General features: G+C 67.8%; 14 protein-coding genes and 11 pseudogenes. 15 read left to right on the forward strand and 10 right to left on the reverse strand.

The window, feature by feature from the left end; translation table 11 throughout:
* Positions 1-50 precede the first annotated feature (50 nt).
* The 6 genes and pseudogenes from ACFWV2_RS28110 to ACFWV2_RS28135 all read left to right on the forward strand — a co-directional run bounded on the left by ACFWV2_RS28110 (position 51) and on the right by ACFWV2_RS28135 (position 8,560).
* The gene (locus ACFWV2_RS28110; RefSeq protein ID WP_384409039.1) at positions 51-2,414 is read left to right on the forward strand and encodes a non-reducing end alpha-L-arabinofuranosidase family hydrolase; all 2,364 of its coding nucleotides are present in this window, start codon (positions 51-53) and stop codon (positions 2,412-2,414) included.
* Between the two features lie 39 nt (positions 2,415-2,453).
* Positions 2,454-5,066 carry an RICIN domain-containing protein gene (locus ACFWV2_RS28115; protein ID WP_384409041.1) on the forward strand — a complete coding sequence of 871 codons (2,613 nt, stop codon included), beginning with the start codon at positions 2,454-2,456 and terminating at the stop codon, positions 5,064-5,066.
* 406 nt (positions 5,067-5,472) lie between these two features.
* Positions 5,473-5,865 (forward strand): annotated as a pseudogene (locus ACFWV2_RS28120) (ATP-binding cassette domain-containing protein); the annotation flags it as partial.
* Between the two features lie 1,000 nt (positions 5,866-6,865).
* Positions 6,866-8,026, forward strand: a complete 1,161-nt coding sequence (amcB, locus tag ACFWV2_RS28125; protein WP_384409043.1) for a cyclophane-forming radical SAM peptide maturase AmcB — start codon at positions 6,866-6,868, stop codon at positions 8,024-8,026.
* Positions 8,004-8,222, forward strand: a complete 219-nt coding sequence (locus ACFWV2_RS28130; RefSeq protein WP_384409045.1) for a hypothetical protein — start codon at positions 8,004-8,006, stop codon at positions 8,220-8,222. The genes amcB and ACFWV2_RS28130 overlap by 23 nt, the downstream gene beginning before the upstream one ends.
* A complete protein-coding gene (locus tag ACFWV2_RS28135) occupies positions 8,219-8,560 on the forward strand; it encodes a tail fiber domain-containing protein (RefSeq protein ID WP_384409047.1) in 342 nt (113 codons plus the stop codon). Before ACFWV2_RS28130 ends, ACFWV2_RS28135 begins: the two co-directional genes overlap by 4 nt.
* Before the next feature lie 612 nt (positions 8,561-9,172).
* On the opposite strand, the gene ACFWV2_RS28140 is transcribed toward ACFWV2_RS28135, so the two are convergent.
* The 7 genes and pseudogenes from ACFWV2_RS28140 to ACFWV2_RS28170 form a co-directional block, all read right to left on the reverse strand.
* Positions 9,173-9,532, reverse strand: coding sequence for a hypothetical protein (locus tag ACFWV2_RS28140; RefSeq protein WP_384409049.1), 360 nt, complete (start codon positions 9,530-9,532; stop codon positions 9,173-9,175).
* Between the two features lie 471 nt (positions 9,533-10,003).
* Positions 10,004-10,931, reverse strand: a pseudogene (locus ACFWV2_RS28145) (IS5 family transposase).
* Positions 10,932-11,252: 321 nt separating this feature from the next.
* Positions 11,253-11,971, reverse strand: a pseudogene (locus tag ACFWV2_RS28150) (cation transporter).
* Entirely contained in the window at positions 11,971-12,306 is a 336-nt protein-coding gene (locus tag ACFWV2_RS28155) for an ArsR/SmtB family transcription factor (protein ID WP_384409051.1), read from the reverse strand. The pseudogene ACFWV2_RS28150 and the gene ACFWV2_RS28155 overlap by 1 nt, the downstream one beginning before the upstream one ends.
* 145 nt (positions 12,307-12,451) lie before the next feature.
* Positions 12,452-12,808, reverse strand: a pseudogene (locus ACFWV2_RS28160) (transposase); the annotation flags it as partial.
* A gap of 610 nt (positions 12,809-13,418) precedes the next feature.
* Positions 13,419-13,900 (reverse strand): annotated as a pseudogene (locus tag ACFWV2_RS28165) (IS5 family transposase); the annotation flags it as partial.
* A gap of 226 nt (positions 13,901-14,126) precedes the next feature.
* Positions 14,127-15,647, reverse strand: a complete 1,521-nt coding sequence (locus ACFWV2_RS28170) for an alpha/beta hydrolase (RefSeq protein ID WP_384409053.1) — start codon at positions 15,645-15,647, stop codon at positions 14,127-14,129.
* 94 nt (positions 15,648-15,741) lie between these two features.
* On the opposite strand from ACFWV2_RS28170, the gene ACFWV2_RS28175 reads away from it, so the two are divergent.
* The 4 genes and pseudogenes from ACFWV2_RS28175 to ACFWV2_RS28190 all read left to right on the forward strand — a co-directional run bounded on the left by ACFWV2_RS28175 (position 15,742) and on the right by ACFWV2_RS28190 (position 19,244).
* Positions 15,742-16,722 carry a MerR family transcriptional regulator gene (locus ACFWV2_RS28175; RefSeq protein ID WP_384409055.1) on the forward strand — a complete coding sequence of 327 codons (981 nt, stop codon included), beginning with the start codon at positions 15,742-15,744 and terminating at the stop codon, positions 16,720-16,722.
* A gap of 416 nt (positions 16,723-17,138) precedes the next feature.
* A complete protein-coding gene (locus ACFWV2_RS28180) occupies positions 17,139-17,681 on the forward strand; it encodes a GNAT family N-acetyltransferase (RefSeq protein WP_384409058.1) in 543 nt (180 codons plus the stop codon).
* Positions 17,682-17,792: 111 nt separating this feature from the next.
* Positions 17,793-18,205 (forward strand): annotated as a pseudogene (locus tag ACFWV2_RS28185) (transposase); the annotation flags it as partial.
* Between the two features lie 505 nt (positions 18,206-18,710).
* On the forward strand, positions 18,711-19,244 hold the full coding sequence (locus ACFWV2_RS28190; protein ID WP_384409060.1) for a GNAT family N-acetyltransferase: 534 nt from the start codon (positions 18,711-18,713) through the stop codon (positions 19,242-19,244).
* Between the two features lie 387 nt (positions 19,245-19,631).
* Here the strand turns inward: ACFWV2_RS28190 and ACFWV2_RS28195 are convergent.
* Positions 19,632-20,024, reverse strand: a pseudogene (locus ACFWV2_RS28195) (ATP-binding protein); the annotation flags it as partial.
* Positions 20,025-20,099: 75 nt separating this feature from the next.
* On the opposite strand from ACFWV2_RS28195, the pseudogene ACFWV2_RS28200 reads away from it, so the two are divergent.
* Positions 20,100-20,229: pseudogene (locus tag ACFWV2_RS28200) on the forward strand (IS5/IS1182 family transposase); the annotation flags it as partial.
* 315 nt (positions 20,230-20,544) lie between these two features.
* Here ACFWV2_RS28200 and ACFWV2_RS28205 read toward each other — a convergent pair.
* Positions 20,545-20,763, reverse strand: coding sequence for a GlsB/YeaQ/YmgE family stress response membrane protein (locus ACFWV2_RS28205; RefSeq protein WP_384409077.1), 219 nt, complete (start codon positions 20,761-20,763; stop codon positions 20,545-20,547).
* Between the two features lie 362 nt (positions 20,764-21,125).
* Between ACFWV2_RS28205 and ACFWV2_RS28210 the strand changes: the two genes are divergently transcribed.
* Positions 21,126-21,296, forward strand: a complete 171-nt coding sequence (locus ACFWV2_RS28210) for a hypothetical protein (protein WP_384409063.1) — start codon at positions 21,126-21,128, stop codon at positions 21,294-21,296.
* An 8-nt stretch (positions 21,297-21,304) separates the two neighbouring features.
* Here the strand turns inward: ACFWV2_RS28210 and ACFWV2_RS28215 are convergent.
* A pseudogene (locus ACFWV2_RS28215) lies at positions 21,305-21,754 on the reverse strand (IS5 family transposase); the annotation flags it as partial.
* 89 nt (positions 21,755-21,843) lie between these two features.
* On the opposite strand from ACFWV2_RS28215, the pseudogene ACFWV2_RS28220 reads away from it, so the two are divergent.
* The 3 genes and pseudogenes from ACFWV2_RS28220 to ACFWV2_RS28230 all read left to right on the forward strand — a co-directional run bounded on the left by ACFWV2_RS28220 (position 21,844) and on the right by ACFWV2_RS28230 (position 24,374).
* Positions 21,844-22,613: pseudogene (locus ACFWV2_RS28220) on the forward strand (transposase).
* 60 nt (positions 22,614-22,673) lie between these two features.
* Positions 22,674-22,901, forward strand: a pseudogene (locus tag ACFWV2_RS28225) (transposase family protein); the annotation flags it as partial.
* Between the two features lie 306 nt (positions 22,902-23,207).
* Positions 23,208-24,374, forward strand: a complete 1,167-nt coding sequence (locus tag ACFWV2_RS28230) for an LGFP repeat-containing protein (protein WP_384409065.1) — start codon at positions 23,208-23,210, stop codon at positions 24,372-24,374.
* Positions 24,375-24,736: the final 362 nt, after the last annotated feature.

The following is a 24,736-nucleotide window of genomic DNA, read 5'->3' on the forward strand; positions in this document are numbered from 1 at the left end:
CACATCCACGAACTCCGGGCGACCGGGACGCAGGGCCCCCGAGGAGAATCATGAAGGGCTTGCACCGGCTCCGCCGGCGACGCCGGACATGGGCGATAGGACTGTCGGCCACGGCGCTGGTGGCCGGCGTCGTGACGCTCCTCCCCAGCTCTGCCGGAGCCGCTGGCCTGGGCACCCAGGCTGCCCCCTCGGGCAGGTACTTCGGCACGGCCGTGGCCGCCGGCAGGCTCGGCGACTCCGCGTACACCGCGATCGCGGACCGGGAGTTCAACATGATTACCCCGGAGAACGAGATGAAGTGGGACGCCATCGAGCCGTCCCGCGGCCGCTTCAACTTCGGCCCCGCAGACCGGATCGTCGATCGTGCCCTGGCACGCGGTCAGCGGCTGCGTGGCCACACCACGGTCTGGCACTCGCAGCTCCCCTCCTGGGTCGGCTCCATCCGCGACGCAAGCACACTGCGCAGTGTGATGAACCACCACATAACCACCCAGATGACCCACTACAAGGGCAAGATCTACGCCTGGGACGTAGTCAACGAGGCGTTCGCCGACGGCGGCAGCGGCCGGCTCCGCGACTCGGTCTTCCAGCAGGTGCTGGGCAACGGCTTCATCGAGGAAGCGTTCCGCACCGCCCGGGCGGCCGATTCCTCGGCCAAGCTCTGCTACAACGACTACAACATCGAGAACTGGTCGGACGCCAAGACCCAGGGCGTCTACCGCATGGTCAAGGACTTCAAGTCCCGCGGCGTGCCCATCGACTGCGTCGGGTTCCAGAGCCACTTCGGGCCGGGCGGCCCGCCGGCGAGCTTCAAGACCACCTTGGCCAGCTTCGCCGCCCTGGGCGTCGACGTCCAGATCACCGAGCTGGACATCGCCCTGGCATCACCCACCCAGTACGCGAACACGGTCAACACCTGCCTGTCCGTGCCCCGATGCACCGGCATCACGGTGTGGGGCGTCCGTGACAGCGACTCCTGGCGCAGCGGCGAGAGCCCGCTGCTGTTCGACAGCGGCGGCAAGCCCAAGCCGGCGTACACCGCCGTCGTGAACGCTCTCCAGTCCGGCTCCGGTACCACCCCAGGCAAGCCGACCGACGGTACGGGGGAGATCAAGGGCGTTGCCTCTGGCCGCTGTGTCGACATCCCCGGCTCAGCCACCGCCAACGGCACCCGGGCGCGCCTGTGGGACTGCAGTGGACAGGCGGGCCAGCGCTGGACCTACACCGCGGCCAAGCAGCTGAAGGTGCACGGCGACAAGTGCCTGGACGCCAAGAGCAAGGGCACCGCCAACGGCACCTCGGTGATCGTCTGGGATTGCAACGGCGGCGCCAACCAGCAATGGAACATCAATACCGACGGTTCGATCACCGGCGTCCAGTCCGGGCTGTGCCTCGACGCCGTCGGCGCCGCCACCGCGAACGGCACCACGATCCAGCTGTACACCTGCGCGTCCGTCGGCAACCAGAAGTGGACCGGCCCGACCGGGACGGGAGCCGGCACGTGTGCTCTTCCATCGACGTACAAGTGGAGCTCGACGGGGCCTCTCGCACAGCCGTCGAACGGGTGGGCCGCGGTGAAGGACTTCACCCACGTGATGCACAACGGCAAGCACCTGGTCTACGCGTCGAGCGCGTCGGGTACCGCGTACGGCTCGATGGGGTTCAGCCCCTTCACGAACTGGTCCGACATGGCATCGGCCGGCCAGACCAGGATGAGCCAGAACGCGGTCGCGCCCACACTGTTCTACTTCGCACCCAAGAAGATCTGGGTCCTTGCGTACCAGTGGGGTGCCTCGCCCTTCAGCTACCGCACGTCCAGCGACCCCGCCAACCCCAACGGCTGGTCCGCGCCGCAGCCACTGTTCACCGGCAGCATTTCCCGCACTGAATCCGGGACCGGCCCCATCGACCAGACCCTGATCGGCGACGAGAAGAACATGTACCTGTTCTTCGCCGGTGACAACGGCAAGATCTACCGGGCGAGCATGCCGATCGGGAACTTCCCCGGCAACTTCGGCTCGTCGTACACGACGGTCATGAGCGACACGGCGAAGAACCTCTTCGAGGCGCCGCAGGTCTACAAGGTCAAGGGCCAGAACCAGTACCTCATGATCGTCGAGGCCCGGGGCGCGAACGAGCGGCGCTATTTCCGCTCGTTCAGCGCCTCCAGCCTGAGTGGTGCGTGGACCCCGCAGGCCGGCAGCGAAAGCAACCCCTTCGCGGGCAAGGCCAACAGTGGTGCCACCTGGACCGACGACATCAGCCACGGAGACCTGGTCCGCAGCGATCCCGACCAGACCATGACCATCGACCCCTGCAACCTGCAGTTCCTGTACCAGGGCAAGGCCCCCACCGCGGGCGGACCCTACGACCAGCTGCCGTACCGGCCGGGTGTCCTGACCCTGCAGCGCTGACCTGCCCGACCCACGGTTGCACAAGGAGAAACACCCCCCATGAACAACCTCACGAACGGCGGGCGCCGCGGACGTCACCGCCGTCGCAGGACCGCCACCGCTCTGCTGCTCGGTGTGCCCGCCACCGTCGTGCCGTACCTCCTGTTCGTGCAGGACGACTCGCAGGCCGCGACGGTCGACAGCAATGCCCACTACAAGCTGGTCTCCGTGCGCAGCGGCAAGGTGCTGGACGTCAACGCTTTCTCGACCGCCGACGGCACCCGCATCCAACAGTGGACCGACCAGAACACCGCCAACCAGCAGTGGAGACTGCGCCCCACCGGAGACGGCTACTACGAGCTGGTGAATCGCAACAGCGGCAAGGTGCTGGGCATAGCGGGCGGCTCGACCGCCCAGGCGGCTGTCGCCGAGCAGCAGACCGACAGCTCCTCCACCTCCCAGGAGTGGCGGATCGACGAGGGGAGCGGTTCCGACGCCGTCACCTTCACCTCCCGCAGGAGCGGCCAGGTCCTGGACGTCTCCGGAGGCTCCCCGGCCGACGGCGCGGCAGTCATCCAGTACCACGGCAAGGGCAGCACCAACCAGCAGTGGAAGCTGGTGAAGACGTCCGAGGCCCCGGTCAACGGGACCGGACCGTACGCGTGGAAGAACGCCCAGGTGGTCGGCGGCGGTTACGTCACCGGGGTGGTGTTCAATCCCCGGGAGAAGGGTCTGCTGTACGCGCGTACCGACATGGGCGGCGCCTACCGCTGGGACGCCGCGGCCGAGCAGTGGATCCCGCTGACCGACTGGCTCGGCGAGAAGGACTGGAACCTGCTGGGCATCGATTCGGTGGCCACCGACCCCGTCGACCCCGACCGGCTCTACCTCGCGGCCGGAACCTACACCAGCGAGTGGGCCGGCAACGGCGCGATCCTGCGCAGCACCGACCGTGGTCGCACCTTCCAGCGCACCGACCTGCCGTTCAAGCTGGGCGGCAACGAGGACGGCCGCGGGGCGGGCGAACGGCTCGTGATCGACCCCTCGGACAACCGCACCCTGCTCCTTGGCACCCGTAGGAACGGACTGTGGCGTAGCACCGACAGCGGTGCGACGTGGCGGCAGGTCTCCTCGTTCCCCGTCAAGGACGGTGCGGGCATCTCCTTCGTGACGTACGGCCCGGGCGGCAGCAGGACGATCTACATCGGCGTCGCCGACAGGTCCACCTCCCTGTACCGCTCCACCGACGGCGGCAGCACCTGGCAGGCCGTCCCCGGCCAGCCCACGGGCCAGTTGCCGCAGCACGGCGTGCTCTCCGGTGACGGCTCGCTGTACCTGACGTACACCAACGCTCTCGGGCCTAACGGCGTGACGGCGGGCTCGGTCTGGAAGCACACGCCGTCCGGTGGGACTTGGAAGGACATCACTCCGTCCCGCGGCTCATACGGGTTCTCCGGCCTGGCCGTCGACCCGCGCCAGCCGTCCACGGTGATGGTCACCACCCTCGACCGCTGGTGGCCCGAGGACGAGATCTACCGCACCACCGACGGCGGCACGACCTGGAAGGCACTGGCGGACAAGTCGGTGCGGAACGCCTCCGCCGCTCCGTACGTCGGTACCCACACCGGGCACTGGATGACCGCCCTGGCCATCGACCCCTTCGACTCCGGGCACGTGCTGTACGGCACTGGCAACGGCATCTGGCGCAGCAAGGACGCCAACGCCATCGACAACGGCGGCACCAGCCACTGGACCGCGGGGGCTCGGGGCCTTGAGGAGACCGCGCTGATGGACGCGATCGCCCCGCCCGGGGGTGCCGCTGTCGTCACCGCCATGGGCGACCAAGGCGGTTTCCGCCACGACGACCTGACCAAGGTCCCGGCCGGGCGGCTGAGCAATCCGATGATGACCAACAGCACGGATATCGACTTCGCCCAGTCCACGCCCTCGATGATGGTCCGCGTCGGCTGCGGCGGCGCGCAGGACGGCGCCTACTCCACCGACGGCGGCAGCAGCTGGAACGGCTTCAAGGCCGAGCCGGTGACAGGCGCCCAGGACGGCCGCGTCGCGCTCGCGGCCGACGGCTCCACCATCGTCTGGACCCAGGCCGGCCAGGTCCCGTACCGATCGACCGACAAGGGAGCGAACTGGTCGAGGGTCGGCGGACTGGGCACCGACGCCGTCGTCATCGCCGACCGCTTCTCGGCCAGGACCTTCTACTCCCTGTCGCGCGGCACGCTGCACGCCAGCACCGACGGCGGGGCGACCTTCACCGCCCGGGCGACCGGCCTGCCCGCCGGCCCGCTCACTGCCGTCCCCGGCATCGCCGGAGACCTGTGGATCGCCGGCGGCGGCCAGGGGCTGCTGCACTCCACCGACGGCGGCCGCACCTTCACCACGCTCACCACGGTGCAGTCCGCCTCCGCCCTCGGCTTCGGCAAGGCCGCACCCGGCGCCTCGTACCAGGCCCTCTACCTGATCGGCACCGTCAAGGACGTCACTGGCGTCTTCCGCTCCACCGACAAGGGCGCCACCTGGCTCCGTGTCAACGATGACGCCCACCAGTGGGGCGCCATCGGAGGCGTCGGCGTCGTCACCGGCGACCCGGACACTTTCGGCCGCGTGTATGTCGGTACCAACGGACGCGGACTCCAGTACGGCGACCCGTCCTGACCCCGACACCGGAGCAGACGCGCGTCCGACGCACGAGCTGACGCTCTGTCAATATCGGCAAACCGCTCTCCTGACCGGTGCCACATCTCGGTCGGAGGGCGGTTTTCTGCTGTCTTCTCAGTGCTGGCGTGCGGCCTCCGCTGCGCAAGGCCCCGGCGTCCGTCCAGTCATCCTCGCCACCTTCTTCACCGGTTTTGGTCGCTCTGGTCACATGGGGTGCAGGCGGCTTCAGCCACTTGGCGGGGGTGTACCCGACGATCGCCGGATGGTCGACGGAGCGCTCAGACTTCCAGGCCGGTGGCATGACACACCGCACGCACGAGAAGGAGCCCAACCCCGCCCGTCGGCCCTCGTGCGGGCCGATGCCGCACGTCGCCGGCGAGGTACGCGGCTGACTACGGAGGGCGGCTCGAAGCTGTCCGGCGGTGAGCGCCAGCGCGTCGCGATCACCCGCGCGCTGCCGCGCAGGCCCCGGCTGCTGCTCCTGGACGAGGCGACCTCACAGCTCGACGCGGTCAACGAGCTGGCGCTGCGGGACGTCATCGCCGAGACGGCACGCGAGACCACCGTCCTGGTGGTGGCGCACCGCTTGTCCACGGTGACGGACGCGGACCGCATCGTCGTCATGGACGCCGGCGCGGTCCGTGCGATCGGCACCCATAGGGAACTGGTGGATAGGGACGAGGTGTACGCACAGCTGGCAGCGACCCAGCACCCTGGTCCCGGCCGAGCGCCCCGCCGTGTGAGTGGAGTGCTCAGCAGGGCTGCCCCCGCCATGCGCCGGGGGCAGTCCTGCTGAGTGGCGAAGTGGCGCCGGACAGCCGTCGGGTACCGGCGCGCACCAGAGGGCGGGTGAGGCTGAGGACGGCGCCCGCGTCACGAGGCGGTTCGCTCCTGCACGCTCTGTACGCCACCTCACCTGGAGTCCCCATGCCCATACCCATGGCCAAGGACCAGCGGGTCCCGCTGAACAGGGCGGACGACCATGGGCCCCACACGGCGCTGGTCATGGCGGAGGTGACCCGCGCCGGCGGCGCCTGGACGATGACGGCCCTCGGCGAGCCGGTGGCGCGCAACACCTTCGCCGGCCTCCTCCAGGCAGCCGAGGCGTCACCTGGTCGCTCAGCGGACCTTCTCCGGGCTGACCGGGGAGGCGGAGACAGGGGCGGTGAGCAGGCGGGCGTGGGGCGTCGAGCCGAGGCCGTGGAGCAGGACGCTGCCGAGCACGGTGATGGTCACGGCGTACAGGGCGGTGCCCGCGGAGGGACCGTCGGGAAGGGCTGGCTCAGCCGACGTTGTCCTGACGTAGGAAGTCCACCCCCGCTCTCTCGTCACGGTGGACCAAGCCGCGACGTCCCCAGACCGTGCCCCGCGCTGCGGCAGCGTGAACCCCATGCACCCCCGCCGCATCCTCCTCGCCGCCCTCGCCGCGCTCCTCACCAGCGAATGCGTGGCAGTCCCTCACGCGCCCGCCCCTGACGCTCCGCCTCGGCCCGCCGCGTTCGCGCCTGCTGCGGACCGCCCGCCGGCCCCGCTTCCGCTGTGGACGTGGGCCGAGAGCGGGACTGCTGCCGTCAGGTGGCCTGGTCAGTTCCGCACCGCGAGGGATCCGGCGAAGTGGCGGGCGGCGTTGCCATCTCGCTTCCGCGCCTGGGTTGGGCGGTCGGTTTTCTCCAGCCCACCGTCCTGCCCGCATCTCCTTTTGTTGGTTCTGGTGGGCCACTCGATGGGGTGAGTGAGTGCGGTGAACGGGTGTCTGACGTGTGCGGGTCGCGCAGTACTGGGTCACAGTGTCGGCCATGACTGTTGTGGGCGAGGTGCCGGGTATCCCGCAGGCTGGAGGTGCTGGGGGTCCGGTTCGGCTGGCGCGGACGGCTCCGGCGCTCCTGATGCAGCCCACCACCTTGTGCAACTTGGACTGCACCTACTGCTACCTGCCCGATCGCGCGGTGGCGAGGCTGATGCCGGTGGAGGTCGCCGACGCGGTCGCCGTCGCCGTACGCGAGTGGAGCCGGCGGCATCCGGTGACGGTGGTGTGGCACGGGGGTGAGCCGCTGGCAGCCGGGCAGGCGCACCTGCGGGCGTTGATGGAGCGGTTCGGCCCGGGCGGTGAGTATCCGGTCACCCACGCGGTGCAGACCAACGCGACACTGATCGACGCCGATTGGTGCGCGCTGTTCACCGAGGCCCGCATGCAGGTGGGCGTGAGCATCGACGGTCCCGGCCAGGCCAACGCGGCGCGTGTCGACCGCGGCGGGCGGGCCAGCACGGACAAGGCACTGCGCGGTGTGGACATGCTGCGCCGGGCGGGCATCGAGTTCGGCCTCATCTGCGTCGTCGCCGATCCGACGCCGGACAGCGCAGTAGCCCTGTACCGGTTCGCCCGCGAGACCGGGGCCGCGAGCCTGGGGGTGAACCTCGCCGAGCACAAGGGCGTCAACGACATGGCCGGCCAACAGCCGGGGCAGGCAGTGGTCGCCTTCTGGCAGACGCTGGCCGCCTGCTGGCAGGCCGATCCCGTGATCCGCATCCGCGAGTTCGAACAGGCCTACAGCTACATCCGCGCCGAACTGGCCGGCAGCGCCCACGAGCGGGCCGCCCGACCGGTCAACGCACTGCCGATGGTGACCTTCGACGGCGAACTCGTCCCCATGGCCCCCGACCTCGCCGGATTCTCCTCACCCCGCCACGGCCCCTTCACCGCCGGCAACGTGCTGCGCACACCGCTGGCCCGCCTCATGGCCGAGGCCTCAGACGTGCCGTGGGTGGCCGAAGCACTCAACGGTGTCTCCGCCTGCCGCTCGAGCTGTGAGTACTTCGCCTACTGCCGCGGCGGTCAGGCGGCCAACAAGTACTTCGAGACCGGACGGCTGGATGCCACCGAGACCACCTACTGCCGAACCAGCAAGATCAGTCTCATGGAAGGAATCCTGCGACATGCAGAACACGCCCGCCGCTGACCAGCCCACCGACCCCACCACCTCGCTCACCGAGCGGATCGACGCCAGCCGGGTGGAACTCGCCGCTCCTGCCGAGCAGGTGGCCGACTGCCCTGACACCGCCAGCCTCGTCGGCGGCCTCGGCGGCGGCCTCCTGGGCGGTCTCAGCGACCGCAACCTCAAGCGGGACGTACTCGCGGTGGACTGGACCCGGTGACAACTGCTCCACGCCTGGACCAGTCCGGACAAGGGCAGGCCACTGAAGGGGTGGTGGCCGATCCGGTCACGGTCAACGGCTTCGACATCCTGGACAAGGTGGCAGCGCTGCCGGTCAGCACCTGGCGCTACCACTGGGAACCGGACGACGTCCGGCACCTCGGCCCGATGGCCCAGGACTGGCAAGCAACCTTCGGCCTCAGCGCCGACGGCCGCAGCATCCCCGGCGTCGACGCCACCGGCGTCCTGCTGGTAGCCATCCAGGCCCTGCACCGCCAAGTACGCCAGTTGCAGACCGAAGTCGCCCGACTGCGGGACGGTTCCGCCCGCGACTCGTAGAGCCACTGCTCAGCGCGGGCCGCCCAGAGGCGGCCCGCGCTGCGGCGTGCCGGGGCAGGAGGCTGGTCTCGTAGAAGCCGCAGGAGGTGGCTGCGGGAGTCGCGGTGACGGTCACCGCGCCCAGGGAGGCGAGGGCGATGTGGCCACTGCCACTAACCGAGGGCGGCCCGCTGTAGAACGGGCTGGCGATGATGGACGTGGCCCGGAGGGCCGCCACCAATGGCGATCTCGGGGTGGCGGCGACATTCCTCCTGTACTGCGAAAGCCTCGCTCAGAGTCTTTGGCCTGGCCCTGCACCCATCCCGGGCGCTGCTCCGGAATCGGAGGTTCGTCGGACCTGGGTTCGTACGGGCCCGGGTTGTCTGCGGGATGTGCGCCGAGAGCATCTCTCTCAGAGGGAGGAGATCCACAACCCGCACATAGTTACTACCGTCAGCCCTCACGCCCTGGCCCGGACAACAGAGACGCCGAGCGAGCAGCTCACGGCGGGCCTGGTCGGCGAATGCTAGGGGCTGATGTAGGCAGTACTCGTTGGTGGTGTTTGTTCCGTGGCGCTCGGTAGTGCCGGGCAGGCCCGGCCGGTCAGCCGGGGCGGGTGATCCCCGCGCGCTCTTAGCTGGGCGGCTGCAATCCCCAGTAGTGCGGCTCGATGGGGGCCCGCTTGACGATGATTCGAGCGATCGCGTCGGGACTGTCCACCAGCTTTCCGTATGAGCCGGAATGATCGTTGGGGGTGTGCTCGATGTCGGCCCACACCACGCTGCCGGGACCGGCGGAGCCGTAGGAGACGGTCCACTCGGCGTACGTCTCACCGCAGCTGGCGACCGCCACACGGTGCTCCGATGTCACCTTCATGCACGTGCGTGGGTTCGAGCCCTGCGGGGAGATCTCCATCATCCCGCTGGGGAGGTGCTGTACCTGCCAGTTCGCCGAGGTGGACGCGGTGTCCGTGCAGTCGCCCAGCGACACCATGCCGATGCTCCCGTGTGTCTTGGGCCAGACCAAGCACTTGCCGTCCTGGAGAGCCGCGAACCGATAGACCCCGTTCCCCAGTGGGGCGGCGTGGGCGGGTTGCGCGAAAGCCGCAGTGGCCGCAAGCGCGGCGGCCATGACAGCGATGACACGTGAACGCATGGGGTGGAACTCCTCGAACAGCCGTGGTCGATTCGATCGCACGGCACAGACGTGGTCGATGCACATTTCGCCGGAGACGGCGAAAGTACTGATCTTGGAACACCGACCCCCTCCGATAGCAGCTCGCGATGGCTGCTGTCACTCGTCCGGCCGAGCCGCATCAACCGACGGCGTGACGTTGCTCGGAGCGTGGCCTCGCCGCTGAGAACCGCATGAACACAAGGCGCGCGAGCGAGGGTACGCCGTAAGCGCGCTTCACGGCGTACGCCGAGCACGCGACCCATCTTGCCTTAGGCACTGTTTCTCGGATCATGTTCGGAGCCAGATGACGAGGGCTGCGAGGGTGACCGTGCCGAGGTAGATGTAGGCGCGTTTCTCGTAGCGGGTGGCGACGGCGCGGAAGCCTTTCAGGCGGTTGATTGCGCGTTCGACGGTGTTGCGCTTCTTGTATTGCTGTCGAAGCCAGTGGGACGGCCGCCTCGGGAACCGCGATTCTTGCGGTGTCTCTGCTGGTCGAGGCGTTCTGGGATGGTGTGCCGGATGCCGCGTCGTCGCAGGTAACGACGGTTCTTCCGAGAGGTGTAGGCCTTGTCCGCCAGGACATGGTCGGGCCGGGTCCGGGGCCGGCCGACTCCGATACGGGGCACGGAGACCTGCTCCAGCACTCGCTCGAACTGGGGGCCGTCACCGTAGTGTCCGGGTGTCAGGACGAGGGCGAGGGGCCGGCATCGCCCGTCGGCGGCAAGGTGGATTTTGGTGGTGAATCCGCCGCGGGAACGTCCCAGACACTCGCCGATCTGACCACTTCCTCCAGCCGGACCGTCAGTTTCCTCAACACCGGATCGACCTGGTTTGTCCCCCCAGTGAGCCCCTTTTGAGGGACCGCGGCCGCCGGCGCCTTCCTCGCGCCGGCGGCGTGCTGGTGGGCCCGCACAGCAGTCGAGTCCACCGAGACGTCCCAGTCGATCTGGCCCGCGGCGTCCTCGGCCGCCTGGATCCGCGACAGCAGCATCGTCCATGTTCCATCCGCTGACCAGCGGCGATGGCGTTTGTAAACGGTCTCCCACGGCCCGAACCGCTCCGGAGGATCTCTCCACTGCACGCCCGTCCGGACCCGGTAGAGCACCCCGTTGATCACCCGGCGGTGGTCACTCCACCGGCCCCCGCGGGCCCCACCAGGAGGCAAGAACGACTCCAGCCGGTCCCACTCCGCATTCGTCAGATCCCCACGGCCCATACAGACAGCCTGACCCCAACACCCCACGCACGTCAGGAGATCCGAGAAACATCGCCTAGGTGAGCCGTCCTTGGGGTGCAAAGCTTCGAGGCGGGCCCGCACCCCCGAAGCGGCTGTCTGCCCTCGTCGGCATGACGATGGTCATCGGCGCCGCCAGCTTCGCGGAGCTGGCCGGCCTCCGCGTCGCGGATGCCCGGTGACAGGGGGCTTGGACCGATTGCCATCAAAGTGATCACCGGCCGGTTCGTGCCGGGACTCCCAGGGGGCGGCGGGCCCCGGCCAGGCACTCGTCGGGGGCTTGCTGTGTTCGGTGCAGGCGGTTCAGCTGTAGCGGTCGCAACCGGGGCGGCAGCCGCAGGCGTCCGCCTCGGCATCGGCGACCGGGACCGCGGCGGCGGTGGGTGCGCAGCAGCCCTTGCCCTGCCAGGCGTCGCGGCCTTCCTTGAGGGCGATGGCGGCGATGACGAGGGCTGCGGTCGGGTCGGCCCAGGACCAGCCGAGGGTGGCGTTGAGGATCAGGCCGACCAGGAGCACGGCGGACAGGTATGTGCACAGGGCGTCTGCCTGGAATCGGCGACCGCGCTGGCGGAGCCGAGCTCGCGTCCGGCGCGGCGCTGGGCGGCGGACAGGAACGGCATGACCGCCAGCGAGAGGGTGGCGATGATGACGCCCGGGAACGACCGCTCCGCCTCCCCGGTTCCGGCCAGCGCGCGGACGGCGTCGACGGTGACGTACGTGGCGAGCGCGAAGAACGACACCGCGATGATCCGCAGGGTGCGCTGCTCGCGCGCCTCGCGTACGGCATGGTCGGGGGCGGAGAACTGCCAGGCGACCGCGGCGGCAGAGGAGACCTCGATGACCGAGTCGAGCCCGAAGCTGATCAGCGCGGTGGAGGAGGCGATCGTCCCGGCGGTGAGGGCGACGATCGCCTCGATCACGTTGTAGGTGATGGTGGCCGCGACCAGCAGCCGTATCCGCTTGGCGAGGACGTCGCGGCGGGCCGGGGAGGGGCCTATGCCGATGGATATCTCCGCGGTCATCAGCAGCAGCCCATCTCGCCCGCGTCGACGCACGTCTTATCGGCTTCAACGGAGACCACGGCGGTGCGCAGGTCGTCCAGCGCGTGCCCGAGGCGTTCGTCGGCGAGCTCGTAGCGAGTGCGCCGGCCCACCGGGACTGCGACGACCAATCCGCAATCGCGTAGGCACGCGAGGTGGTTCGACAGTCGGGTCCGGGAGATCTCCAGGCTGTCAGCGAGGTCGGCGGGGTGTGCCGGGGCCTCGCTCAGGGCAAGGAGGATCCGGCAGCGGATCGGGTCGGCGAGGGCGCGGCCGAACCGCGCCAGCACCTCGATGTCAGCAGCGAGAGTCAGCACACCACGATAGTACACGGATGGCTGAATTCATGAAACCTTGAGCTGTCAGAGCCGTTTGCTGCCTTCGCAGCGGTCCAACTTCGATGGCAATCAGTCCAGACTCTTTAAAGCGTGTTGCAGAAGGTCGTGTCTGGGCAGGTCAGGTGCTCTGGGCGTCGAGGACACAGGCGCTGGGCTCGGCATCCCGGCCTTCGGCCTTCCGGACCAGGCGTCGCAGGAGACCGCTGAGCTGGTCGAAGACCTCATCCTTCTGCCATGCGGCGAAGTACCCGTAGACGGTTTCCCATGGAGGGAAGTCTTGCGGCAGGTACCGCCACGGGATCCCGGTCCGGTCGACATAGAGGATGGCGTCCATGATCCGGCGCAGATCGTGCTCGTGCGGCCGACCGATGTCCAGGCCCTTTCCTCTTCGCTCGGCCCGCCAGGCCGTCAGAGGTGGTTCCAGCAGTTTCCAACGGGCATCGGACAGGTCACTCGGATAGGGCCGCTCCTTACGAGGCATGTTTCTGTAGTACCGATGGCCGCCGTCCCGCCACAGGGCGCAAAGCGGCGTGACCGGGGGCGTGCTGGGATCAGACAGGAGCGAAGGGACCGAAACGGGCTCTCGAAGGCCGTCATCTGCCTCACCTGCCACAAGAGGCCTCTAATGCCCCAGCCGACACGAAGCAGTCCGTCACCTGAACTGCGATGTAGCACCCTCGCCGGGACAAAACGCTCTTTTAGGGCCTGTTTCAGAAGTGGATCACCAACGAGCGTGACGTTCGGCTGCAGCGTGCCACCAGCCGGGCGGGCAGGGGGCTGCGACCCGGGCGGTCGGCTGGTCGGGGTGGAGTCCATGGCGTCGCAGAGCGTCGGCGTTGATGTGGATGTCGAACCAGCCGTGCCACCGACCGTCGGCACCGACACCACAGGCCAGATCCCAACGGACCTCGGTCTGGTCGAAGGGTATCCAGTCGATGCCCCGTTCGCGCAGTCAAGCGCGGACAGCCGCCATGGGCCGGAGGCAGCCCGGCAGGTTCTCGTAGGCGGTGACAGTGATCCAGTCGGCGCTCGGCGTGGTCATGGGGTTCATCATGCCCGGCGCCGGTCCGGCATGAGGACCGACGGCCCTATCAGAGCCACTCGTTGATGGCCGCGACCAGTACGGTCGCCTCATAGCGGACGGCGAGCTTGTCGTATCTCGTGGCGACCGCGCGGTGGCGCTTGAGGCGGTTGATCCCACACTCCACCGCGTGTCGCTCCTTGTAGTCATCCTGGTCGAACTTCGGCGGCCGGCCCCGTGGGAGCCGCGCTTCTTGCGGTTGGCGATCTGGTCGCGCTTCTCCGGAATCGTGCAGAAGATCTTGCGTTTGCGCAGGTAGAAGCGGTTCGCGCGGGAGCCGTACGCCTTGTCGGCGCGGACCCTGTCCGGCCGGGTGCGCGGCCGTCCCGGGCCGAGCCGGGGCACCCGCATGCGGCCCAGGACGACCTGGAACTGCGGGGAATCCCCGCGCTGCCCAGCCGTGATCACCAGCGACATCGGCTTCTGGGCCTGCTCAACCGCGAGGTGGACCTTGGTAGTCAGTCCACCTCGCGAGCGTCCGAGCCCGTGGTCTTCGGGCTCAGCGAGGACGCCGCCGGGCGGCTCGACCTGCAGATCCCCCTTTTGCGGGCACCGGCCGCCAGCGGGTGATCACCGACCGGACTGAGCAGCCGGTTTCTCCTTCGCCTCCGCGGCGATGCCGCGCCCGTGGTTCGGCATGGGTGACCAGTGGCGAATTCGTGCGCAGGTCCGATCCTTCGGTCATCTTGGTGGCCGTAGACCAAAGCCCCCGAGACGGTCAGGGCCCCTTGGCCTTGAGGCGGGCCAGTACTGAGCCCACCGCGCGGTGCACGGCCTCGCGCGCTTCGTCGGTCGGGTCGAGCGTCTCGAAGCCGTGACGTCCGTCCGGTACGTCGATGATCTCGACGTTCGCCCCGCATCGCCGGGCCTCGGTCAGGAACTCCTCGACCGTAGCGGCGATCTCGCCGCTCTCGCGCCCCGCCCGGACCAGCACCACCGGCAGTTGGCCGGCGTGGGCGAGCGCCCGGACCGGGTGGAAGCGGGTGTCGACCATTCCCCAACCAGGCAGCGGCGACAGGATCGGGTAGTTCGCCGCCACACAGTGCAGCCACGTCGGCGGCGCCGCCAGCCAGTCCGCGGTGAGCGGGCCCCCGCCCGAGAAGAACCACAGAGCGATCCGGCCCGCGTCCACCCGCGGATCGGCGCGCACCCGCTCCACCGCGTAGGCCAGGTCCGCGGCGGCCGTCTCGTAATCGGTCACGGCATGCAGGCGGTGGTCCAGCGTCACGCCAACGACTCCCAGCTCGGCAACGTGGCGCGCGTATCCCGTCAGGGTCGGCCAGTCCCGGGGCGTGGGCCGTGCCCCGGCGGGCACCGGACCGCCGTGCACGAACACGACCGCTGGGTGCGGGCCCGGGCCGTCCGGCAGGTACAGATCGGTGTTCCCGGTCCGCTCGCGTGGCCGTTCTGGTACATCGAGGAGGAACGGCCGCAGATGGGCGGGCGGTCGGTCAGTCCCGCCGAAGGTCAGCCTTCGGCCCCCGCCGGACGCGGCTTCGATCAAGACATCGGCCAGCATGTCGGGGCAGGACTGCATCGGCCAGAGCCCAGTCGGCAGTTCGAGGAAGGGCACCCGCGCCTCGGCCAGGGCACGCAGGGCGGGATCACCCACGTCCACCATCATCTGAAGCATCTCCATGCCCGGCCCGTTGCCGGTGCACAGCACCCCGGTCACGGGCACGGCGGCCACGGCGTCAGTTAGGCGCAGCGGCTGGAGCAGCGTGCCCAGCGGCTGGGGCGCGGCGAGCGCCGCCTCGGAGAGGCCCGCGGTGCTTCCCCAGAGGGACCACTCATCCCGGGCCGGGGGCGGCAGCTCACCGGCCGCAACCCGCTCCCCGCTTCCGGCAGCGCGCTCAGACAACTCCTTGCGCAGGCGCCGGTCGGGCACGGCAGCCAGGGCGGGAACGCCGTCCCGCGGCATACCGGCGTCCAGGTAGACGATCCGGGCGATCGACTCCGCCCGCCTGTCAGCCGCGCCGAGCACCGGGTGGATACCGTAGTCGTGGCCGACGAGCACGATCTCCCTGCCGGCCTGCTCCCTCACCGAGTCGATCACCGCGAGTACGTCCGCGATGTGGGTCTCCAGGTCGATGGCCTTACCGGGAACTTCCGGGCGCTTACCGAGCCCGGTGAGTGCCACGGTGTGCACCTCGGTGCCTTCCACGGTCAGTCGCGCCACCGTGTCCCGCCACACGTGCGGGCCGGTGAACGCCCCAGCCACCAAAACGAATACAGTCATGGTCCCTCCTCGTCACGCTGTCCTCCGCACGCCGGCCCTGATTCCCCGGCAGCGCTCGCCGGTACCGTAAGAACTCCCCCTGAGGGAGGTTCAAGTGTTCTCGTCGCACGACGGCCTGTGCACCATCGGTGAACTGGCCGAACACGCGGGCGTCAGCGTCGAGACCGTCCGCTTCTACTCGGACCGCGGACTGCTGCCGGAGGCGTCCCGCAGCACCGGGGGACACCGCCGATACGCTCCGGACGCCGCAGAGCGCCTGAGCCTGATCCGCTCCCTGCGGGGCCTCGACCTGCCGCTTCCCGACGTGCGCCGCATCCTCGACGAACAGGACGCTGGAGGCGCGCCCGACGTGCTGGAGGCCGCCGTCACCGACCGACTGAACGTGCTAGGCACCGAGCTCGCAGCTCTGCGCTGGCGCGAGGCCGCGCTCCGACTGGTACACGAATGCCCGCCAACCGAACGCCCCGACATACTGCGCCTGGTCGGGTCGCTCACCACCCCACCCAGCACCGCCTCACTGGCCCGCTTCTGGCGTGCGTGGCTGCCGCCCCGGATGCCCGCCCGGTCCGTCACCGCATTCCTGGAGAGGGCGATACCGCATCCGCCCGACGACCCACGGCCGGGCCAGGTCCTCGCCTTCGCCCGGCTACACGCCTTCGTGACCCAGCCGTGCGGCAAGAGCAACCCATGCCAGCCCAGAGCCCACAGCGCTGCGGGGGCACGCGAAGCGTCTGCACTGTACACGGGGCTGGCCCACGCGTACGACCTGGCGAGCGCGGAGATACGCAAGGGTGCGCAGCCCTGCTCCGGTGAGGCGCTGGACGGGTTCATAGACGCGTACGCGAGCACGTACGGCACCCACGACACACCGGCCTTCCGCCGAATGTTGGTCGGCCAGCTCGCGGCCGATCCGCGCATCGACCGGTACTGGGACCTGACAGCCGAGGTGATCAACGCTCCCGACAGCCACCCCGAGCCGACCCCGGGGTCCGCGCACGACTGGCTCCTGAAGGCACTCAACGCGGACCTGAGAGCAACGCTCGCGACGAGGTGTTCAGACGGGCAGACTTACTGACAAGGTCCAGCACGTCGCCGGGCGCCGATCGGCGGGGCTACCGCCCGGGCGTGGCAGTCACCCATGACGCCCCGACGAAACGCATGGACCTGCCCGAGCTGGTCGCCCACTCCAGGAGAGCCAGGCCGTGACGTTCGACGTCGCCCAGGGCCCGGAGGCGGAGAGCATCAGCCTGACCTTCCCTATGCCTTACCCCGGCTGACCAGCAACTTTCCCGTCCCTACGAACCACTGCCTGACGGCTGTCGGGAAAGTGCAGGGTTGAGAACTGCCCCCTGCTGAAAGTTCTGGCGTCGGCCTGGCCGCCGGCAGTCGAGACCGGTGGCAAGGGCCGTGACGGCGCCTGGGAACTACGTCCTGATCAACCACTCACGTGACTGAGCTCGACAGATCCCAGAAGTGCGCTTGACTGCCAGGATGAACATCAACTCGACGGAAGCACGCCCGTCTGCGACCGTGCAGGTCAGGCGTTTCGGCAACGGCGACTCGGTGGAGCAGCTCACGTCTCTGCTCCATCGCGCCTACGCGGACCACGCTGCTGCCGGACGGGTCTTCTTCGCCTCCTACCAATCGGCGCAGGACACACAGCATCGCCTGAGCAAGGGCGAGTGCTGGGTTGCGATGAACGGAAAGGTATTGGTCGGTACCGTCACCGTGTCAGCTCCGCACACCACTCCGGCCGGATACCCAGCGCCGGCAGGTGGGGGCTCGTTCTGGCAACTGGCTGTCGAGCCATCGCAGAGAGGAACCGGTCTCGGACAACGGCTGCTGGCTCTGGCAGAGTCACGCATTGCTGCCCTCGGATCCACACAGGCCGTCATCGACACCTCCTCGCAGGCAACAGACCTCGTCGACTGGTATCGCCGGCGAGGCTACGCGCCGATCGGTACTTGGCGGTGGGACGTCACCAATTACGACAGCATCGTCCTCAGGAAGAAGCTGCCGCCGACAATTTCGTGATCGCCCGGACACGTCCTAGCCAGGCGGCCGCCTCCCGGCCTGTCGCGTCCCCACCGCCCCCATCCCCGTCCAGGCGGGGCGCGCACGGTGCTGTTCCCCTCGGCTGGGTGCGTGCTGATCTTTTCCGACCTGTGGGAGCGGGTGGCACCGCTGCTGCCGCCCGCTCCGGAATGGCGCCGCCGGTATCCCGGCTGACTTCGCGTTCCGGACCGGGCGGCACTCGCCGGCGTCTTGTAGGTGCGGCGGACCGGTGTCGCCTGGCGCGACGTTCCCGCGGAGACCGTGGGCTGCTCCGGGGTCACGGCCTGGCGCCGACTGCGGGACTGGACCGAGGCCGACGTCTGGCCACGCCTGCACGCTGCCCTGTTGACCGAGCTGCGCCGCGCCGACCTGCTGGACCGGGACGACTGCGCGGTGGACGGGTCGCACGTCCGGGCCCTCAAAGGGGGGATCGCGTCGGCCCCTCGCCCGTCGACTGCGCCCGCCTCGGCTCCAAGCACCACCTGATCGTTGACCGACACGGATTCAGGCCCCTATAGGCGCACCGGAGTGGTGCCGGAGGATGTACGGCTGATGAGGAATTCGAACTTCTCCAGGCCCGCCTCTCACTCCCCACTTGGTTGCGGACTCAACAAAAGTGATCATGTCGGGGTGACTCAACAACCTGGCCCGTCCCGGCAGCCACTCCAACCCGATCCCGAGCTGTACCCCGATGTTGCTGCTGCGGGGAGTCTCGGTGCAGCCCTCGTCCAGTGCGCCGCCGAAGGTTCGGTCCTCGTCCGACGGCTTCTGCAGGCAGTTAGTGATCAACGAGCTCGGAGATGTCGAGGAGAAATGACGGCATTGCCGTGTCCGCGAAGCGGGATGTCGGCGCAACAGGTCAAGGTGTCCCACCGGGTACAGCCGAACGTGCACAGGCCCAAGGCGACGCTCAGGGATGGATCTCGGTTGTCCCGCATATCGAGCGTCTACGATCGGCGCCATGCCCCGTGGCACGACAGCTCGTTCGCCCGTGAGATGGTTGCTGTCATGACTGTTGGCGCGCCGGGCAGCGAGGTTCTACTTGAGACGAGTCGGCTGCTGCTCAGATCTTGGCGGGTAGACGAGGCTGTCGTCCAGCGTGAACTGTGGACCGAACGTGATCCACGAGTGCCGCCGCACCGCCGAATCGACGCGGACGGACACCCCACGGTCGCGGAGCTCGAGGATTCGATCCGCACCAACAAGGTGTGGTCGACCGGGTTGCTGGCGGTCGAACGGAAGGCGTCTCGTGACGTCATCGGCTATTGCGGGCTGGTCGACAGCGGGCGAGGATCGGTAGGGGAACCGGAACTGGCATTCGAGCTGCTACGCCGAAATTGGCGTCAGGGATACGCGACCGAGGCCTCGTTGGCGGTTCTGGAATGGGCGCGATCGTCTGGGTACGAACGGCTGTGGGCCACCGTCTGGGACTGGAACACTGCTTCTCGCAGAGTGCTGGCCAAGGTCGGGTTCACCGAGACCGATCGGATGGAAGTGGACGCTGTACACGGGACCACCTTGTTCACCACGAGACGGCTCTGACACACCCGACGTTTGACCTTGCGGACGGATCCGTGCAGTGCCGCCTGGCGACAGGTGCTCCCATTCGCGTCGGCAGGCAGAAGCGGATGCGGCACACACTCCACGCCAGGGTGCTGGGGACGGAACATCACGGTGCCCGGGCGGGCCGTTCTCATGGGTCTCGCCGAGCCCGGTGATCGGATCGCGGTCGTCTGAAGCGTCGCACCTGTCTCCGCCCGTCTCATCGTCAATCCGCACGACGCTGTGCACGTCAGCTGTACTCGGGGGTACACGTTGACTCGCACGCCGACACGGGACGGCCGGCCGCCCGTCGGGGCGGCGGGCCGTCGAGTCAGGCAGCGGCGGCAGATGTGAGCCGGCCTTGGCGGGTTCTGCGGCTCGGGCTCGGGTGCTGGCGAGGCGGTAGGAGTCGGTGCCGGTCTCGATGATGGTGCCGTTGAAGGTGAGCCGGTCGACGATGGCCGCGCAGAGTCGGGGGTCGGTGAACGTCTTCGTCCAGCCGCCGAACGACTCGTTGGAGGCGATCGCGACGCTGTTCTTCTCCTCGCGTTCGGTCAGGACCTGCAAGAGGAGCTCGGCGCCGTGCCGGCTGAGTTCCGTGTAGCCGAGTTCGTCGATGCAGAGGAGATCGACACGGCCGTAGCGGGCGATCGTCTTGTTCAGCTGCTTCTCGTCCGCGGCCTCGACCTGCTCATTGACCAGCTTCGTGGCGAGCGTGTAGCGGACGCGGTAGCCCTTCATCGCGGCCTCGGTGCCCAGCGCGATAAGCATGTGGGACTTGCGCGCGAACGATGGTGGGAGTCGGCGATCCGGGCCTACGGCGCCGACGCCGTCGACCGGCTCGCGGAGTGGGCGCGAGCGGCGGCCGACGGCTCCCACATCAGGGCGTTAAAGGGGGCCCCAAGACGGGACGAAGCCCTGTCGACCGGGGCAGGACGGCAGCAAGCACCACCTGATCACGGACGCCACCGGCATCCCGCTCGTGCCGCCGGCCCCGAACGCCACCTCGCCGAGTGGACCGCGACCAAGCTCCGCTAGGGCCTTACCGCCGACCAGAGCGAGATCGACGCCATCAACGTCTACGCCGGCGGCCCGTGCCAGATGACCGTTGTCCACTACACCCCCGCCCCGTAATTTGCGCAGCCTGGCTTTGTCCACGAGAACGGGTTCTGGCACAACTTCCGTGAAGTCGAACCGTTCCTCGGTGTCCGGGGCGGGGTTGTACATGCCGACGGCTCCCATCCCGCTGAAACAGGAGAGGAGCCGTCGAGGGCTGCAGGAGGCTGGTGCCTTCGGCGGGTTACGCGTGGCGGTGCGAGTGTCGGTTGCCGGTGACCAGGCGGTAGAGCGCGAGGAGGATGACGGAACCGACGACCGCGGCGATCCAGGTAGAAATCTCGAAGAAGCCGTCGACGGAGTCGACGCCGAAGATGGCCTTGCCGAGCCAGCCGCCGAGCAGGCCGCCGGCGATGCCGATGAGCATCGTGATGATGATGCCGCCGGGGTCCTTGCCCGGCATCAGAGCCTTGGCGATGGCGCCGGCGATCAGACCGATGAGGATCCACGGGATGATGCCCCTGGTGCCTCTCTCCTTCGTCACATAAAGACCGTGTTAGGTCAACGTCTGCGCCGATCTCGTCCAGGCAAACGTCCCCTGCCGACACCGGAGTCCTGCCGGTCCACGGTCCGAGAGACATCCTGGGACGTCGCGAAGTCGGACAGCGCCCGGTTACGCCCCGCGGGGATCCCCGGGAGCGGGAGGGCCACGCCTGCTGTCTGTTCTTCAGACTTGGGCTCATCGACAGTCTGACCTTGAGGTACGTGAGGCGTGCCGGCCTGTCATGCATGGAGGGCTGGTGAACAGGGGCAGAGCTGCTCCCCGTGAAGCAGACATGGATCATCGACCATGAGGAAAGCCGCGGTGCCGTTCCGATGATCACCACGGCGTTGCCGCTGCCGCTTCCCGGTCTGATGGCGCAGGACGTCATGTCGTGGGAGTTGCGTCTGGGTGATGTGGTGCCGTTCGACATCACGGTCGACATGGGCTTCTGACCCTGCTCGACGGACAGGTGCAGCTTGGTGGTGAACCCGCCGCGCGACCTTCCCAGTCCATGGTCTCCGGGCTCGGCGAAGACACCGCCCGGCGGTTCCTTCTGCAGGTCGCCCCGCTTGCGGGCACCGGCCGCATGCTGATGAGCGCGACAGACCGTGGAGTCGACGCTCAAATCCCACATGATCGCGCCCTTCGCGTCGGCCAGGGACTGGAGCCGGGTGGAGATCCGCTGCCAGGTTCCGTCCCGTTGCCACCGGCGGAAGAGGTCGTACACCCGACCCCACCGTCCGTACTCAACCGGCACGTCCCGCCACGGAACACCGGTCCGGACCCGGAACCGTATGCCGTCGATCAACCACCGCCGAGGCCAGACGGGCGGCCGTCCCGCCCTGGCACCTTTTGGCAATAACGGCTCCAGCGCCGCCCACTGCTCATCCGTGAGATCTCCCCGACCCATGAAATGTGATCATTCACAGCTCAAGATCCACTTTCGATACACGGCCTAAAGGGTGTTGCAGAAGGCTCAGTTCCGGGCATTTTCCCGGTATGGGTGGGGTGTTGCGGGCTGAGCCGCTGTGGGTCGAGACGTTCACGGGCTTGCGGATCGACCGGTTCGCGAAGCTGGTGAAAGTAGTGAAGGAGCGGGGCGGGAACGGTCCCGGTGGTGGCCGGCCGTGGTGCCTGCCGCTGGCCGACCGGGTGCTGCTGGTGGCCGTCTACTACCGGACCAACCTCACCATGCGGCAGCTCGCCCCACTCTTCGGGATCTCCCCGGCCACCGTTTGCCGAGTCATCCACCGCCTGCGTCCATTGCTGGCCCTGGAGCCGGCCCCGCGGCCGGTCGCCGACGTGGACCGGCTGTGGATCGTGGACGGAACGTTGATCCCGGTCCGCGACCGGACCGTGGGAGCCTCCTCCCGCAATTACCGGTCTCGGCGAACGTGCAGGTCATCATCGACGCGGACAGCCGCCTGGTCATCGCCGCGGCCCGGCCCGCGCCGGGCAACAAGGCCGACGCCCACGTATGGCGGGAGTCGGGCCTGCCGGCCACGGCGGCCGGGACGACGGTGATCGCGGACGGCGCCTACCTCGGCACGGGCCTCATCGTCCCGCACCGCAAGAGAGCCGGTCGGCCCCTCCTGCGCGGTCAGGAGGAAGACAACGCCGAACACCGACGCGTCCGTGCCCGCGTCGAGCACACCTTCGCCCGGATGAAGAACTGGAAGATCCTTCGCGACTGCCGCCAGAAAGGAGACGGCCTCCACCACGCGGTCCAGGCCGTCGCCACCATGCACAACCTCGCCATGACACGGTGAAACAGCAGGTCAGGCGCCACTTCAGCCTGCCGAAACCGGACCTTCTGCAACAACCTTTAGCAGGGCGCCGGCGCCACCGTCCGCACCCCGTACTACCACCACCGCGAACAGCCCGAGCACTACCAGCAGCTCAACCGCGACCACGCACGGCTGAGAGCTCCCGGTGAACGCGCCTTCGCACAGCTGAAGTCCTGGCGAATCCTCCGACGAGCCAGATGCTCCACCCGCCGCATCAGCACCATCGTCCAAGCCGTCCACACACTGCTGACCTGCATCTATTCAGGATGAAAGAGGCTCACTGAGAGAGGGGCCTCGCCATGACCGCTGGGAGCGGACACAGATGCGGCCGCCGTTGAGGTTTGCCCCCCGCCGGGGGTGCCCGGCAAACGAATGCCTATCTGCTGTATCCGTGTCCGCATATTGTTGACTCATAACATACGTGTGTCCAGTTTGCAGTGGTCGCGGAACGGGACGATAGTTGAGATACGGGGAGTTGTTAAGAGGAGGCCGTGCACAATGCCTACCATTCGACCATGGCGACCTGACCTACAAGTAGAGAATGTGCGCGTCACCGCCGAACGGAAAATACCCGAGATGTATACAATTCTGAACGGCGCACCGGGCGATAGGGTCGGCAACATTGAGCCTTTGGGCCCGGCCGGAGGTTTTGTGCAAAAGCACCAGCGCGGAGCCATATATTGGCGCCTAGATTTGGGGGCGTGGTGGGTATTTGACGAGATTTACGAACGGTATCTCGCACTGGGGGGAGCGGAGGGGCCTCTCGGATTTCCCGTGAGTGGTCGGGCCGTCACTGGAGATGGAACCGGTGGTTTTAGTCACTTTGAGTTCGGATCCATATACTGGCACCCGCTTACCGGGGCTTTTGAGGTGCGCGGCGGGATACGTGCGCACTGGCAAGCTCTAGGCGCGGAAGCGTTCGGCTACCCAGTGACCAACGAAACCTCCACCCAGCATGGAAGAGGGTGCTACAACGATTTCTGGAAGCCGGACGCTGGCGCCGATCAGTACACTTCCATCTACTGGTCCCCGGCGACGGATGCTCACGCAATCTATGGCGGCGTAAAGCGTCGATGGCTGGAACTCGGCGGAGAATCGAGCTACTTGGGATTCCCCGTAACCGACGAAATGGACTGGACAGACCCGGATACGCAAGAGACTGGGCGGATCAGCCATTTTGAGTTCGGCGCCATCGCGTGGATTTCAGATACCCCCGTCGAGTTCCCTGAGCGGCGCATCCTTAGGTTCCCTCGGATTACACAAGATACGCTCGACGGATGGGCTGAAATTACCCTTACGGCCGCCGGTTCGTTCCATTTCCATGGCCATGTACATAACGGTGGGTTCCTCGGGACCCACCTCACCTACGGCATAGTCGTGAAAATTCCAGGAACGGATCAGGCCCTTGTTAAGATCCATGAAGGTCACGTGGGTGGCACTACGACCTTCGACTCTCGCGACGAAGATTGGAAAGAATCCGGGATTGACGCCGCAATCAAAAATAGCTGGCCGCAATTGAGGGAACAGTGCGAATTCACTTATAAAATCACAACAGCACTAGGCGCTCAAGATTTCATACAGCTAATTCTACTTCCTGCCGTTGGGGCTCTTACAGCACTTACCTTGCTTGTCGGTGGCGACCCAGAGCCCTACAAATGCGAGGAGACCGGTTGGCACACGGTCACGGACGGCAATAATAGGACCATCGTAGAGCCGGCTGGAGTGCGTTGCCGACGACCGTGACGCACGGCGAGCACCCTGTGGATGCGGTCTGGTAGTGAATGAGCTCTTTCAGAACGGCCACCGATCGGGTGACAGAGCTGCGGCAGCAGCCAGCGAAACCAAGCGCGATCCCGCTGATCGGTCGGCCGTCAACTTCGGGCGAGCTTCCACCCGCCCGGGTGGAAGCTGAAAATGCTCAATGCTTATTTAGGGCATCCACAATATTTAGGGCATCCACCCAGGGCATTCTGCCTGCTGGGACGCGACCTTGATCGGCCGGACAGGTCCTAGGGCCTGTTGCGAAAGTTGATCTTTGCGTGCGGTGAGGTAGGCGTGATGGTCGGGCTCAGGTATCGTCCGTCTCGGCTGCAATCCCGGTGCTG

It is taken from the genome of Streptomyces sp. NPDC058671, assembly GCF_042716475.1.
In the GTDB taxonomy this organism is placed as follows: domain Bacteria; phylum Actinomycetota; class Actinomycetes; order Streptomycetales; family Streptomycetaceae; genus Streptomyces.

Coding starts and splice junctions, on each gene's coding strand:
- ACFWV2_RS28110 (WP_384409039.1), top strand. CDS start 51: ATGAAGGGCTTGCACCGGCTCCGCCGGCGACGCCGGACATGGGCGATA.
- ACFWV2_RS28115 (WP_384409041.1), top strand. CDS start 2,454: ATGAACAACCTCACGAACGGCGGGCGCCGCGGACGTCACCGCCGTCGC.
- amcB (WP_384409043.1), top strand. CDS start 6,866: ATGACTGTTGTGGGCGAGGTGCCGGGTATCCCGCAGGCTGGAGGTGCT.
- ACFWV2_RS28130 (WP_384409045.1), top strand. CDS start 8,004: ATGCAGAACACGCCCGCCGCTGACCAGCCCACCGACCCCACCACCTCG.
- ACFWV2_RS28140 (WP_384409049.1), bottom strand. CDS start 9,532: ATGGTGTCGCTGGGCGACTGCACGGACACCGCGTCCACCTCGGCGAAC.
- ACFWV2_RS28170 (WP_384409053.1), bottom strand. CDS start 15,647: ATGACTGTATTCGTTTTGGTGGCTGGGGCGTTCACCGGCCCGCACGTG.
- ACFWV2_RS28180 (WP_384409058.1), top strand. CDS start 17,139: ATGAACATCAACTCGACGGAAGCACGCCCGTCTGCGACCGTGCAGGTC.
- ACFWV2_RS28190 (WP_384409060.1), top strand. CDS start 18,711: ATGACTGTTGGCGCGCCGGGCAGCGAGGTTCTACTTGAGACGAGTCGG.
- ACFWV2_RS28205 (WP_384409077.1), bottom strand. CDS start 20,763: ATGCCGGGCAAGGACCCCGGCGGCATCATCATCACGATGCTCATCGGC.
- ACFWV2_RS28230 (WP_384409065.1), top strand. CDS start 23,208: ATGTATACAATTCTGAACGGCGCACCGGGCGATAGGGTCGGCAACATT.